Source organism: Panacagrimonas perspica (genome assembly GCF_004364935.1).
Lineage (GTDB): Bacteria > Pseudomonadota > Gammaproteobacteria > Nevskiales > Nevskiaceae > Panacagrimonas > Panacagrimonas perspica.
The window spans coordinates 54,629-67,704 of sequence record NZ_SOBT01000009.1 but is presented as its reverse complement, the minus strand read 5'-3'; the positions used below and the strand labels follow the sequence as shown (position 1 = coordinate 67,704).

Below are 13,076 nucleotides of genomic sequence, written 5' to 3'. Positions count from 1 at the left end.
CTGACGAGGTTCTCATGAACGACTTTCGAATCCCCACGCTGAAGCGCAAGAAGAAGGTGGCCGCCGTTCCGGCGACGCCGGAACCGGTCGCCGAGATGACGACCGTCGACGTGCTGATCGTCGGCGCCGGCTTCGCCGGTCTTGGAACCGCGATCCGCCTGCAGCAGGCGGGCGTGAAGAACATCGCGATCCTCGAGCGCGGTAGCGAAGTGGGCGGAACCTGGCGCGACAACCAGTATCCTGGCGCCGCCTGCGACATCCCGTCGAATCTGTATTCCTATTCCTTCGCCCAGAATCCCGAGTGGTCGCGCGGATTCTCCGGCAGCCGCGAAATCCTCGGTTACGTGCATCAGCTCGTGCAGCGCTTCGACCTCGCGCCGCTGGTGCGCTTCGGGCAGAACGTCGTCTCGATGGACTTCGACGAGGCTTCGGGGCGGTGGAGCGTGCGCACCGACAACGGTCAGACGCACCGCGCGCGCAGCGTCGTGATGGCGCAGGGCCCGTTGTCGAATTCGAGCTGGCCGAAGATCTCCGGCCTGGAGACCTACGAGGGCCACAAGATCCACAGCGCGCGCTGGGATCATTCGTACGACTTCACCGGCAAGCGCGTGGCCGTCGTCGGAACCGGTGCCAGCGCCATCCAGATCGTGCCCGAGCTGGTGAAACAGGCGGCGCACGTGAAGGTTTTTCAGCGCACGCCGGCCTGGGTCATGCCGCGGCCCGACTACGCGTCGCCGGAATGGAGCAAGAAACTGTTCGGGCGCATTCCGCGCGCGCAGACCGCGTTTCGGGAGTTGCTGTACTGGGTGCACGAGTCGATGGCCGTCGGCGTGGTGTGGACGACGCCGGTGACGCGCCTGTTCGAACGTCTCGCGAAGCTCTACCTGCGCTCGCAGGTGCCCGATCCCTGGATGCGTCGGCAGCTCACGCCGGAATTCCGCCTGGGCTGCAAGCGCATCCTGATCTCGAACGACTGGTACGCCGCGCTGCAGGCGCCGAACTGCCAGCTCGTCACCTGGCCGATCGCGAATCTCGCGCCCAAGGGCATCCGCACCGTCGAGGGCATCGAGCATCAGTTCGACTGCATCGTCTTCGCCACCGGCTTCGACGTTTCCAAGTCCGGCGCGCCGTTTCCGGTGACCGGCTTGGGCGGCCGCAAGCTCGACGCGGAGTGGTCGCGCGGCGCACAGGCCTACAAGAGCGTCAGCGTGTCCGGCTACCCGAACGTGTTCCTGACCTTCGGCCCGAACTCCGGCCCCGGCCACAATTCGGCGCTGGTCTACATGGAAGCGCAGATCGACTACATCGTGCAGGGCGTCAAGAAGCTGCTCGACGAGAACCTCAAGGTGCTGGACGTGCGCGCCGAGGTGCAAAAGGCCTATAACGCTGGAATCCAGAAGCGGCTGCTGCGCACGAACTGGAACTCGGGCTGCAGGAGCTGGTATCTGACCGAGGACGGCTTCAACTCGACCATGTACCCGGGCCTGGCCACGCAGTACCGGGCCCAGATGGCGCGTTTCGAAGCCAACGACTACCGGACCATGCGGGCTGCATAGCGATGCGGGCGTGACCCGCGAGAGGCGAACGATGAGCAACAAGCAGCAGAACATCGCGGGCAGAACCATCGTCGTCACCGGCGCCTCGAGCGGCATCGGCGAATCGGCGGCGCTGCAACTGGCGGCCCGTGGCGCTCGCGTGTGCCTCGTCGCGCGCCGGACCGAGGAACTCGACCGCGTGCGCAACGCGATCCGCGACGTCGGCGGCGAAGCCTGGAGCTACGCGGCGGACCTGTCGGTGGACGGCGAGGTCGATGCCTGCGCCGCGATGATCCTGTCCGATCATCCGGAAGTGGATGTGCTGGTGAACAACGCCGGCCGCTCGATCCGGCGCGCCGTGAAGGATTCGTTCGACCGCTTTCACGACTATCAGCGGGTGATGCAGCTCAACTACTTTGCGGCGATTCGGCTGACGCAGAAATTCCTTCCGGGAATGCTGGCGCGCCGTCGCGGGCATATCGTCAACGTCTCCAGCCTGTCGGTGCAGTTCGCGACGCCGCGTTTCGCGGCCTACGTGGCGAGCAAGTCGGCGCTCGAAGGTTTCTCGCGCTGCCTGGCCATGGAGATGGTCGGGAAGGGCGTGGCGGTGACGGTGATCAGCTATCCGCTGGTGAAGACGGCGATGACGGCGCCGACCGAGATCTACCGCTACGTGCCGCAGATGAAGGTGCAGCAGGCCGGTGGCTGGATCGTGCAGGCCGTCGAGAAGCGCAGTCCGCGCATCGGCCCTGCGTTCGGCGATGTCTGGGGTGCTGCCAGCATGGTGATGCCGGCTACGACGACGGAACTCACCGGACGGGCCTTCAACTACATCGGCCGGCGGCTGCAGGCACGCGCCAATCGCGAATCGGGCGACAAGGACTGACCCGTAGCCCGGACGAAGTCCGGGGTTGTCACCTTGTAGGTGGAGGCATCCCGGACTTCGTCCGGGCTACGGGGGACGCGTACCGCGGTACGCTTGATCGGCACCCGGCCCTCTTCGCGAACCGATCCGATGTCCCTGCAACGTTGCTTCAACGTACGCGACCTGCGCAGCGCCGCCAAGCGCCGTCTTCCTGCGCCGCTGTTCCATTACATCGACGGAGGCTCCGACGACGAGTGGACCCTGCGCCGCAATACCGAGGCCTTCGACGACTACGTGTTGCGGCCGGCGGTGCTCGCGGACGTGGCGAACATCGATCTGCGCACCTCGGTGCTGGGTTGCGCGCTCGACCTGCCGTTCTTCCTGTCGCCGACCGGCATGTCCAAGCTGTTCCATCACGAGCGCGAATTGGGCGCGGCGCGCGCGGCGGCGAAGTTCGGCACCTTGTACGCCTTGTCCGCGATGGGCACGACGCGCATCGAGGACGTGGCGGCCGCCACGAGCGGCCCGAAGATGTTCCAGATCTACATCTTCAAGGATCGGGCTCTGACGAAGGAATTCGTCGAGCGCTGCAAGGCCTCCAAGTACGACGCGCTGTGCCTGACGGTGGATACGCCGCTGGCCGGCAATCGCGAGCGCGATCGTCGAACCGGCATGGTGATGCCGCCGCGCCTGACCTTGAAGAGCCTCGCCAGTTTCGCCGCGTCGCCGGCCTGGGCCTGGCACTTCCTGCGCGATCCGGATTTCAGCATCGCCAACGTCACGCATCGCGTGAACGCACTGGGCAAGGGCATCGGCCTGATCGACTACATCAACCAGCAGTTCGATCGCTCACTGGGCTGGAAGGACGTGGAGTGGCTGCGGCAGTGGTGGGACGGGCCGCTCGTCATCAAGGGTGTATCGACACCCGAAGACGCGCGTCTCGCACGCGACGCCGGCGCCACGGCGCTGATGATCTCGAATCACGGTGGACGCCAGCTCGACGGCAGCGCCGCGCCGATCGAATGCCTGCAGCCGATCCGCGACGCGGTGGGGCGCGATCTGCAATTGATCGTCGACGGCGGCGTGCGCCGCGGCACGCACATCCTGAAGGCGCTGGCACTGGGCGCCGATGCGTGCTCGGTGGGACGTGCCTATCTGTACGGCCTGGCGGCGGGCGGACAGGCCGGTGTCGAACGGGCGCTGGAATTGCTGCGCGACGAGTTGCTGCGCGACATGGCATTGCTCGGCTGCACACGCATCGCCGACGTCGTACCGTCGAAGGTCGCGCGTCTGCCATCCTGAATCTGCGATTGAAACGTGACGAGGAGCGGGAACATGAATTCGAAGTGGATCGACGTGAAGGCAGGCGACGGCGGAACGTTCAAGGCTTATCTCTCCTTGCCGCCGACAGGACGCGGGCCGGGCATCCTGCTGATCCAGGAAATATTCGGCGTCAACGAACACATCCGGGGCGTGGCCGATCAATACGCGATGGATGGCTACACCGTGCTGGCGCCCGACGTGTTCTGGCGCGAGGAGCCGGGCATCCAGCTCGGCTACGACAAGGACGGCTTCGCGAAGGGATTGGATCTGGTCCGGCGCGCGAAATTCACGCAGTGCACGCAGGACCTCGCTGACGCGTTGAAGCTGCTGCGCGGACTGCCCGAGTGCACAGGCCCTGTTGCATCGATGGGCTACTGCATGGGCGGACGCCTGTCGTATCACTTGGCCGCGGAAACGGATGTCGACGCTGCGGTGTGCTACTACGGCGGCGGCATCCCGACGGTGCTGTCCGAGGTTCCGAAGATCCGCGCGCCGATCCTGCTGCACTTCGCGGAGAACGACAGCTTCATTCCGCTGCCCTCCGTCCAGTCGGTGCGCGACGCGTTCGCGGGTCGCGACAACGTGATGATCGAGGTCTACGAGGGCGTCGAGCACGGCTTCAACTGCTGGTCGCGCTCGAACTACAACCAGACGGCGGCCGCGCTCGCACGTGGGCGCACCCTGGCTTTCCTGGCGACGAACCTGCCCGGATGACCGGGCGGAAGTTCATCCCGACGGCGGCTCGACGACGTCCCGATCGAGGGTGCCTGCGTCCTACCCTCGGGGGTGAGGGAGCCCCCTAGTTCCTCGGTCCTGATGACGGGCGCAAACTCCGTCGACTTCCGGAGGGCTGGCCTCGAGCACGGCCCCTGAGACCGCGCAACGGACGGAGACCGCGCATGCACGTCGGAGCTTGCCCCATCTTCCAGGCCGTTGGCCGCACGGACGACGCCGAGATCTATCGCAATGAACTGCGCCTGGGCGATCTGATCGAGCCATTGGGTTTCGACTCCCTGTGGGGCGTCGAGCATCACTTCACCGATTACACGATGTGCCCGGACGTGTTCCAGCATCTCGCGTACTTCGCGGGCCGCACGCGCAAGGTGCAGCTCGGCACGATGGTGGTCGTGCTGCCGTGGAACGATCCGATGCGGGTCGCCGAGAAAGTCTCGATGCTCGAGCACCAGAGCAACGGCCGCGTGATCCTGGGCATCGGTCGCGGCCTGGGCCGCGTCGAGTTCGAAGGCTTCGGCGTCGACCAGAACGAAAGCCGTCCGCGTTTCATCGAGTCGGCCGAGATGGTGCTCGAAGGTCTCGAGCGCGGCTGGTGCGAATACGACGGCAAGTACATCAAGCAGGTGAGGCGCGAGATCCGTCCTCGTCCGATGAAGGGCTTCCACGGCCGCAGCTACGCGGCCGCGATGTCGCCGGAGTCGCAGCCGATCATGGCGCGCCTGGGCGTCGGACTGCTGGTGATCCCGATGAAGCCTTGGGAAGAGCACGCCGCCGAAATCGCAGCGTATTCCGCAGCCTTTCGCGAGTATCAGAAGGCCCCTGCGCCCGCCCCATGGATCACGGCATGGACCTTCTGCGACGACAACGCGGATCGTGCGGAAGAGAAGGCGCGCAAATACATTGGCGGCTATTGGCGGTCGGTGATCGAGCACTACGAACTGGTGGGCGACCACCTGGGCAAGACCAAGGGATACGAGTCCTACAAGGCGATGCAGGAAGCGGCCAGCACCGCCGGCGGTGTGGACGCCCTGGCCGAGATGTTCGTCAACCTGCACGTCTGGGGAACGCCGGAGCAGTGCTACGAGAAGATCGTGAGCACCTGCCAGAAGACCGGCGGCGACGCATTTACCGGCGTCTTCAGCTATGCGGGCATGCCGTACGAGGACGCCGAGCGCAGCATGACGCTGTTCGCGAAGAAGGTGATCCCCGAACTGCGCACACTCGGAACGCAGGCCAAGGCGGCCTGACGAAAACAAGGTAGCGAACAACATGGCGATATGGGTTGTCACGGGTGCTGACCGCGGTATCGGCGCGGCGATGTGCGTGCAAGTGGGTGCTCGGGGCGACACCGTCATCGCGGCCTGTCTCGACGATGCGTCGGCCGTCCGCGGCAAGGCCGGTGTCGAGGCGGTCAGCGGCGTCGACGTCACGTCGGAGTCCGGCGTCCACGCGCTGCTGCGGCAGATCGGCGATCGCCGCGTGGACGTCGTCGTCAACAATGCGGGCCTGGTCATCGAGCGCAAGCTCGGCGAGTTCGACTACCAGGCATTCCAGCGCGAGTTCGCGGTCAACACGCTCGGACCGCTTCGAGTCACCGAAGCCCTGCTTCCGAGAATGGGGCCGGGCGGCAAGATCGGCATCGTCACCAGTCGCGTCGGCTCGCTGTCCGAGAACGGCAGCGGTGGCTTGTACGGTTACCGGATCTCGAAGGCCGCCGCGAACATGGCCGGCATCAACCTGTCGCACGAACTGAAGCCCCGGGGCATCGCGGTGATCCTGCTGCATCCGGGCAGCGTGCGAACCAGGATGACGGCCGCGCTCACCGACCAGGCCACCGTCGGCATGCTGGTGGAGCCGGAAGTCTCGGCGAAGGGCCTGATCGCGCGGGTCGACGAATTGAGCATCGAAACGACGGGCACGTTCCGTCACGCCAATGGGCAGTCACTGCCCTGGTAACACCGTATCAATCAGCGGCCGTCAGTGCCGCGACCATGAGGAGAAGACGCGATGATGACCCTGTATGGCTACCTGCCGGCGTGGGGCTGTTCGGACATGAGCCCCTTCGTGTCGTACACCGACGCCTACCTGCGAATGGCGAAGATTCCGTTCAAGGCGGTGATCCTGGAGAAGGGCGATCTGACCAAGACGCCGAAGGGCAAGCTGCCCTGGATCATCGACACGGATGGGACGAGCGTCGACGACACGCAGCTCATCCAGTACTACCTCGAGGAGAAGTACGGCGATCCTCTCGACAACTGGCTGACCAAGGAGCAGCGCGGCGCCGTGACGCTGATGCATCGCATGATCGGCGAGTGCTGGTACTGGATTGTCGTTCAGACGCGCTATCGGCGTGACGAGGATTTCGCGATCTACGATCCGCTCTGGGTCAAGTTCCTGTCCTGGCTTCCCGAAGAGCAGCGCCGCGCGCCTGTCGAAGCCTTCCGTGATCACCTGCTCACGCAGTTCTGGTGGCACGGCGCGGGTCGCAACACCGAGGCCGAGATCGAGTTCACCGCGCGCAAGCTGACCGACGCGATGTCAGATCTGCTCGGCGACAAGCCGTACCTCTACGGCGACCGGCCGTGCTCACTCGACGCCAACGTGTATGCCGGCCTGGCGCATGTCGCACTGACGCCGTTCCCGAGCCCGATCGGCCAGTACGTGCGGTCCAAGCCCAATCTCGCGGCCTACCTGAAGCGGATCTTCGACAAGTACTACCCGGACCTGCGCCAGGATCGAGAGGAGGCCGAGGCCTACCTGCAGGCGAACCTGAAGAAGCCGAGGATCAACGACGCAAGAGCGGATCACCGGCTGCGCGGGCTGTTCGATCCCACCAAGCCGAAGTTCAAGGAGTCTTGAGTCAATGACACAGCGCAAGCTGGAAGGCCGAAAGGCGCTGGTTTCTGGCGGTGCTTCGGGCATTGGCGAAGCCTCTGCACGACTGCTCGCGGCCGAAGGCGCCGCCGTGATGATCTCGGACATCGACGATGCCAACGGCGAGCGCGTCGTGCGCGAGATCTGCGAGGCGGGCGGCGTGGCGCACTACCGCCACGTCGATGTCACCAACCGCACCGCGGTGCGCCGGATGGTGCATGACGCCGAGGCCACGCTTGGCGGACTGGGCATCCTGATGAACAACGCGATGACCAATCCGAGCGCGGACTACACCGAGGATCAGCGCTGGGACCTGATGCTCGAGAGCGGGCTATCCGCTTACTGGGCGGCGGCGACCGAAGCCGCACCGATCCTGGCCCGTTCGGGGCACGGCGCGATCGTCAGCATCGCGTCGATCGCCGGCGCGCGGCTGGGCATCGACTTCGCAAGTGAGGCCTACAGTGCGGCGAAGGCCGGCACGATCGGGCTGAGCCGCAAGCTCGCCAAGCGATTCGGCCCGAGCGGTGTGCGCTCGAACGTGATCTGTCCCGGCGTGATCGAAACCCCGCGCTGGCGCTCGCCAGGGTCGCCGGAGCCGCAGTTCGCGCGGCGTTACCGTCAGATGGCGCCCCTGGGCCGGTTCGGACAGACCCCGGAAGTGGCGAAGCTCGTGCTGTTCCTCGCCAGCGACGATTCTTCCTACATCACCGGGCAGGACATCGCGATCGACGGCGGATTCACGATGGCGTTCCGCTTCGAGTCGGTGGACTTCGACGCGGAGTAGCCGCTCGCATCAGTCGGTGTGCGGCGCCGGCAGGTCGGGCGAACGTTCGGACGGCGGGTCCGCCCAGCGTTCGCCGCTGGCCTCGGACAGCAACCAGTCGCGCATCGCCGCGACGCTGGGTTCCCGGGCCGCCTTCTCGGCGTGGATCAGGTAGTACGAAGCCGCGATCGGCAGGCTGAGCTGGAATGGCATGACCAGGCGGCCGGACTCGAGATCCGCTGCCGCCACCACCGGAATGCCCAGCACCACGCCGAGGCCGTCAGCGGCGGCTTCCATCGCCATCTGGACCTGGTTGAACGTCGGCCCGCGCCGTGCGTTCACGCCTTCGACGCGCGCCGCCTTGAGCCACGCCGCCCAGTTGGGCCGTTCCGAATCGGTCTGGTCCAGGCCTGTTTCGTGATGCAGCAGCGTGTGGTGCCGCAGATCCTGCGGCGTGCGCAGGGGATTGGCGCCCGCGAGCAGGCGAGGGCTGCACATCGGCGTGGCATAGATGCGGAACAGGGGGTCGACGACGTAACCCTCGTACTCGCCGTGGCCGGACCGGATGGCGAGGTCGGCGTTCTCCATCAGATTGCCGCCTTCGCCGCTGTCCTCGCGTACGGTATCGATCAGCGTGCTCTCGGCCGTGATGTGCAGATCGATGTCCGGATAGAGCGCTGCGAAGCGATGAAGCCTCGGCGCGAGCCATTTGGACGCCAACGCTGGCGGGGCGGCGACCGTCACCTGCCCGGAGTGCTTGAGCCGGCGTACCGCGGCGACGGCTTCGGACATCTGCTCGAAGGCTTCGGTCAGGCGCGGCAGCAGCGCTTCCCCGGCGGCGGTCAGTTCGATGTGCTGGGGAAGACGCTTGAACACCAAGGTCTCGAGCGACCGTTCAAGGGACTTGATCTGGTGGCTGATCGCCGCGGGTGTGACGTGCAGTTCCGCGGCCGCCTTGCGCAGGCTGCGGTGGCGGGCAGCGGCCTCGAAGGCACGCAGGGAGTTGAGAGGGGGAAGACGCATCGCCGGGTTATTTTTTCTAAACGAGCCTGCTAAAACAAATCAATTGCTGCGATGCAACACGATGGGTAGAGTACACCCATCGAAGCGCGGCACGGGAAGCAAAGGCTCCTCACCGCAACGCCAGCGGACTTGGCCTTCGAGATTCGAAGTACTCGGTTCCGTCACCGCAAAAGCGAACAGAATCAGTAAGTCGGAAAGTCTCCTCCAGTCCCGCCTCATGCGGGACCGCACTCAACGCCACCGAAAGGTGGCGTCTTTTTTTGTGCGTTCGATTTAGCTCCGCGACTGATAGACCGCGGTTTCGAGATCCTCGAACAGCTTCACGACCGGGCCGTCGTAGAACGGCAAAATCTGGGTGGAAACGGCGCCGGTTACTTTTTTGACGGGGTCGATCCAGTAATAGCTGTTGGCCAGACCGGCCCACATCAGGCTACCCGCGGACCGTCCCTGGGGGGTCGCCTTGGTGTTGATCAGGAAGCTCAGACCCCACTTGCAGGTTACGCCCGGCCACCAGTTGACGGCATTCGAATAAGGCTGGGCCTCTGGCAGGTTGGTGACGTCCAGGGCGCCCATCTGGTTCTGCGACATCGCCGCCACGGTCTTGGCCTCGAGCACGCGATTGCCGTCCAGCGCGCCGCCCCCCAGAACCATTCGAGTGAACCGCAGATAGTCCGGCAGCGTCCCGTAGAGCGCGTGGCCGCCCATCTCGATCGGAGATTCCTGGCCGACCTCCAGCGGGTAGGGAACAATCGTCCCGTCCGGCGTGCGCGCATGCAGGCCGGCCAGGTTCTCGCGATGCTTCGCGCCGAGCCGGAAGGTCACCGACTTCATTCCCAGCGGCTCGAACAGGTTCTGGCGCATGAAATCGCCGAGCTTCTGGCCGCTGGCCTCCTCGACCATGCGTCCCGCGAAGTCGATGCCGGGGGAGTAGTCCCAGCTCGTATCGGGATCCCGCATCAACGGACGGTCGAACGTCGCCTGGGTGCCGCTCAGGATGTTGCCGGCGCCCCGGCTTTCCAGCTCGCGGGCCGCTACGGGATTCCAGATTTCGTAGCTGAACCCCGAGCTGTGGGTCAGCAGATTGCGCAGGGTCACGGTGCCCTTCGCCGGCCGCAACTTCGGCTTGCCGGCGGCGTCGAAGCCCTCCAGCACCTGGATGTTGGCCAGCGAGGGAAGGACCTTCGCGGCGGGGGCATCGAGCGACAGCTTGCCGCGCTCGACCATCTGCATGGCGGCGGCACCGGTGATCGCCTTGGTCATCGACGCGTACCAGGCCACCGTGTCGACGGTCATCTTCTCGGGCTTGTCGCAGGCGCGCAGCCCGGCGGCGCCTTCATAGATCACGCCCTTGTCGTCGGCCACCGTGGCGACGACGCCCGGAATTCGGTTGCCCGCGCAGGCGTCGGTCAGCAGCTGGTCCAGCGTCTTGTTCAGGTTCATCGCTCGTTCTCCTCTCTCGGTTCTATTGTTGCCGCGTACCGCCGGTCTCGAATCATGCCCGCCCCGCGGGCGTCGTAGCGCCTACCCGAACGAGGAGCGCTGCTCAGGAATCCTTCTTCACCGCGGCGCGAAAACGACTGGTGAGTTCGCGGGCATTCGCGACCTCGAGCTTTCGCAGGATGTTCGCGCGGTGCACATCCACCGTCTTCGGGCTGATGTCGAGCTTGCGTCCGATCTCCTTGCTGCTGCCGCCGTCGAGCATCAGTTCCAGCACTTCGCGCTCGCGTCCAGACAGGCGCGCAAGGCTTTGATCGTAGTCGCGCCGCTTGAGCCATTCCGCGTGCCGCTCCACGGCGCCCAGGCGCGCGCGGTTGATGCATTCCAGGAATTGCTGGGGGTTGAACGGTTTCTGCAGGAAGTCGAAGGCGCCGAGCTTCATCGCCCGCACCGCGCTCGGCACATCCCCGTGCGCCGACAGGAAGATGATCGGCACATCGGGACGGCGCGCCACCATGCGTTCCATGACCTCGATGCCCGACAGTCCGGGCATGCGCAGATCGAGCACGGCGCAGGCCGGTCCGCTGTGCCGCTCGAGGCTCTCGAGAAACGAGCCCGCCTGCTGGTGCGCTTCGGCCTGCAGGTTGACCGACTCGAGCAGCCAGGACAGCCCGCGCGTGACGTCGGGCTCGTCGTCGACCAGGAAAATGTGGATGGTATCGGACATCAGGATTCGTTCTTCTCCACCGGCAGAGTGGCGCGAAAAGCCGCACCGCGTTTGCGTTTGGGATCGATCAGCAGGTCACCGCCATGCGACTCGACGATCGTGCGGCACATCATCAGGCCCATTCCCAGGCCACCGGCCTTGGTCGTCGTATAGGCCTGAAACACCGACTCGCGCATCGCCTCGGGCACGCCGGGTCCGTTGTCGGTGACGACGAGGCGGACGCGCTGGCGCGGCAGCCGCGAGACGCGGACTTCGATCTGTGGCTTGCGGGTGCCGGCTCCACGCATCGCGTCGATCGCATTGGCCAGCAGGTTCACCAGAACCTGCTGCAGCTCGACGCGTGTACCGCGCAGGCGCGGCAGGTCCTCGGCGATGCGCAATTTCACGACGACCGCGGCTTCGCGCAGCTGCAGCTGCAGCAGATCGACCGTGCCGTGCACCAGTGCGGCCAGATCGATCTCTTCGTCCTCCGGCCTGTGCTTGGCGACGAAGGCCCGCACGTTCTTCACGACATCGCCGGCCTGATGCAGGTGGAGCTGGATGCGCGACAGCGCCTCCTGCGCGTCCGGCCGCTTCTGCAGTTCGGGGCCGAGCCGGTGCTCGATGCCGGCGGCGTAGCTGATGCACGCGTTCAGCGGCTGGCCGAGTTCGTGCGCCAGCGCCGATGCGAACTGCCCCATCATCGAAAGGCGTGTGGCGTGTGCGAGCTGTTGCTGCTGTGCATGTTCGCGTGCGCGCGCACGGCGCTGTTCGGTGCGATCGAGAAAGACGATCGCGCAGCCAAGATCGCGCACCGGCACGCGCACGCCCGCCACGTCGAACCAGCGCGGCTTGCCGTCGGGAGCGGCCCAGCGAGCGGTCAGGTGCTCGACACGCCGCGTCACCGGAGGCGAGCAGGCCTGGATCAGGTCCCGCAGGTTCATCGTGGTGCCGTCGCCGAGCACCGCGCAGCTGGTGTGCGCCGCCATCCGGTTGAAGGCGTCGAGATCGTTGGCGCCGAAGAACCCCTGCATCGCGGGATTGATCTCCACGATCTCGCCGGCGCCGTCGGTGATGACGATGCCGAGCGGGATGTTGCGGATCAGCACGCGGTACTTCTCGCGACTCTCGATCATCGCGCGCTCGGACTCGCGGCGACGCTCCACTTCGAGCTTGAGCGCAGCGTTGGTCTTCTGCAGGTTGAGCGTGCGGCTCTGCACGATCTGTTCGAGCCGCTGGTTGGAGCGGGCGAGCTGGTCCTCGGCCTGCTTCTTCGACGACATGTCCTGCACGATCCAGACCGACGTCGTCTCGGGATCCTGCGGATCGATCATGCGGCCCGAGATCAGGCACCACAGCAGCGAGCCGTCCTTGGCCACCAGCGGTCGCTCGTGCACGTAACGGTTGCTCGTCGGAAAGGTCTCGATGATGCGGCCGACCTCGTCGAAGTCTTCCTGCCGGGAGTAGACCGCCCGTACCGACTGCCCCAGCAACTCGCCCTGCGCGTAGCCCAGCATCTCTTCCATGCGCGCGTTGATGCGCAGGAAGCGGCGCTGCTGCATGAAGCAGATGCCGACCAGCGCGTTGTCGAACACCTGCTCGTAGATCAGCCGGTCCGTTTCCGCGGATCGGACGGCGGTGTCGAGCGGTGCGTTGGGCAAGCCCATCGGGACGCGATTCGGGGCGTACGGAAAGTGGAGGGAGATGATAACGCCGCCGAAGTTATGGCCTAGGGCGCGCCCCAAGTGTCCGCAGTGCGCCCGCGTGCGGATCATCTTCACGAACCGTCCGATCAGGTGGTGTGGGCCGCGCGCC

General features: G+C 65.7%; 12 protein-coding genes. 8 read left to right on the top strand and 4 right to left on the bottom strand.

The annotated features are described in order from the left end of the window. The first annotated feature begins 14 nt into the window (after positions 1-14). The 8 genes from DFR24_RS11780 to DFR24_RS11745 all read left to right on the top strand — a co-directional run bounded on the left by DFR24_RS11780 (position 15) and on the right by DFR24_RS11745 (position 8,116). Complete coding sequence (locus DFR24_RS11780) at positions 15-1,556, top strand: flavin-containing monooxygenase (RefSeq protein ID WP_133881620.1); 1,542 nt, start codon at positions 15-17, stop codon at positions 1,554-1,556. A gap of 31 nt (positions 1,557-1,587) precedes the next feature. Continuing rightward, positions 1,588-2,421 (top strand): SDR family NAD(P)-dependent oxidoreductase, encoded by an 834-nt coding sequence (locus tag DFR24_RS11775; protein ID WP_133881619.1) that lies wholly within the window; start codon positions 1,588-1,590, stop codon positions 2,419-2,421. A gap of 129 nt (positions 2,422-2,550) precedes the next feature. Next, complete coding sequence (locus tag DFR24_RS11770; RefSeq protein ID WP_133881618.1) at positions 2,551-3,702, top strand: alpha-hydroxy acid oxidase; 1,152 nt, start codon at positions 2,551-2,553, stop codon at positions 3,700-3,702. 33 nt (positions 3,703-3,735) lie between these two features. Beyond that, positions 3,736-4,437, top strand: a complete 702-nt coding sequence (locus DFR24_RS11765) for a dienelactone hydrolase family protein (protein WP_133881617.1) — start codon at positions 3,736-3,738, stop codon at positions 4,435-4,437. Between the two features lie 185 nt (positions 4,438-4,622). Next, entirely contained in the window at positions 4,623-5,705 is a 1,083-nt protein-coding gene (locus DFR24_RS11760; protein WP_133881616.1) for an LLM class flavin-dependent oxidoreductase, read from the top strand. 22 nt (positions 5,706-5,727) lie between these two features. Beyond that, positions 5,728-6,414, top strand: coding sequence for an SDR family oxidoreductase (locus DFR24_RS11755; protein ID WP_133881615.1), 687 nt, complete (start codon positions 5,728-5,730; stop codon positions 6,412-6,414). 51 nt (positions 6,415-6,465) lie between these two features. Then, positions 6,466-7,317, top strand: coding sequence for a glutathione S-transferase C-terminal domain-containing protein (locus DFR24_RS11750; protein WP_133881614.1), 852 nt, complete (start codon positions 6,466-6,468; stop codon positions 7,315-7,317). Positions 7,318-7,321: 4 nt separating this feature from the next. Beyond that, entirely contained in the window at positions 7,322-8,116 is a 795-nt protein-coding gene (locus DFR24_RS11745) for an SDR family NAD(P)-dependent oxidoreductase (RefSeq protein ID WP_133881613.1), read from the top strand. A 9-nt stretch (positions 8,117-8,125) separates the two neighbouring features. Here DFR24_RS11745 and gcvA read toward each other — a convergent pair whose 3' ends face one another. The 4 genes from gcvA to DFR24_RS11725 all read right to left on the bottom strand — a co-directional run bounded on the left by gcvA (position 8,126) and on the right by DFR24_RS11725 (position 12,928). Next, complete coding sequence (gcvA, locus tag DFR24_RS11740; RefSeq protein ID WP_133881612.1) at positions 8,126-9,118, bottom strand: transcriptional regulator GcvA; 993 nt, start codon at positions 9,116-9,118, stop codon at positions 8,126-8,128. A 273-nt stretch (positions 9,119-9,391) separates the two neighbouring features. Further along, entirely contained in the window at positions 9,392-10,558 is a 1,167-nt protein-coding gene (locus DFR24_RS11735) for a serine hydrolase domain-containing protein (protein ID WP_133881611.1), read from the bottom strand. Positions 10,559-10,661: 103 nt separating this feature from the next. Beyond that, positions 10,662-11,282 carry a response regulator transcription factor gene (locus DFR24_RS11730; RefSeq protein ID WP_133881610.1) on the bottom strand — a complete coding sequence of 207 codons (621 nt, stop codon included), beginning with the start codon at positions 11,280-11,282 and terminating at the stop codon, positions 10,662-10,664. Next, complete coding sequence (locus DFR24_RS11725; protein WP_162851174.1) at positions 11,282-12,928, bottom strand: PAS domain-containing sensor histidine kinase; 1,647 nt, start codon at positions 12,926-12,928, stop codon at positions 11,282-11,284. Before DFR24_RS11725 ends, DFR24_RS11730 begins: the two co-directional genes overlap by 1 nt. Positions 12,929-13,076: the final 148 nt, after the last annotated feature.

Coding starts and splice junctions, on each gene's coding strand:
- DFR24_RS11780 (WP_133881620.1), top strand. CDS start 15: ATGAACGACTTTCGAATCCCCACGCTGAAGCGCAAGAAGAAGGTGGCC.
- DFR24_RS11775 (WP_133881619.1), top strand. CDS start 1,588: ATGAGCAACAAGCAGCAGAACATCGCGGGCAGAACCATCGTCGTCACC.
- DFR24_RS11770 (WP_133881618.1), top strand. CDS start 2,551: ATGTCCCTGCAACGTTGCTTCAACGTACGCGACCTGCGCAGCGCCGCC.
- DFR24_RS11765 (WP_133881617.1), top strand. CDS start 3,736: ATGAATTCGAAGTGGATCGACGTGAAGGCAGGCGACGGCGGAACGTTC.
- DFR24_RS11760 (WP_133881616.1), top strand. CDS start 4,623: ATGCACGTCGGAGCTTGCCCCATCTTCCAGGCCGTTGGCCGCACGGAC.
- DFR24_RS11755 (WP_133881615.1), top strand. CDS start 5,728: ATGGCGATATGGGTTGTCACGGGTGCTGACCGCGGTATCGGCGCGGCG.
- DFR24_RS11750 (WP_133881614.1), top strand. CDS start 6,466: ATGATGACCCTGTATGGCTACCTGCCGGCGTGGGGCTGTTCGGACATG.
- DFR24_RS11745 (WP_133881613.1), top strand. CDS start 7,322: ATGACACAGCGCAAGCTGGAAGGCCGAAAGGCGCTGGTTTCTGGCGGT.
- gcvA (WP_133881612.1), bottom strand. CDS start 9,118: ATGCGTCTTCCCCCTCTCAACTCCCTGCGTGCCTTCGAGGCCGCTGCC.
- DFR24_RS11735 (WP_133881611.1), bottom strand. CDS start 10,558: ATGAACCTGAACAAGACGCTGGACCAGCTGCTGACCGACGCCTGCGCG.
- DFR24_RS11730 (WP_133881610.1), bottom strand. CDS start 11,282: ATGTCCGATACCATCCACATTTTCCTGGTCGACGACGAGCCCGACGTC.
- DFR24_RS11725 (WP_162851174.1), bottom strand. CDS start 12,928: ATGGGCTTGCCCAACGCACCGCTCGACACCGCCGTCCGATCCGCGGAA.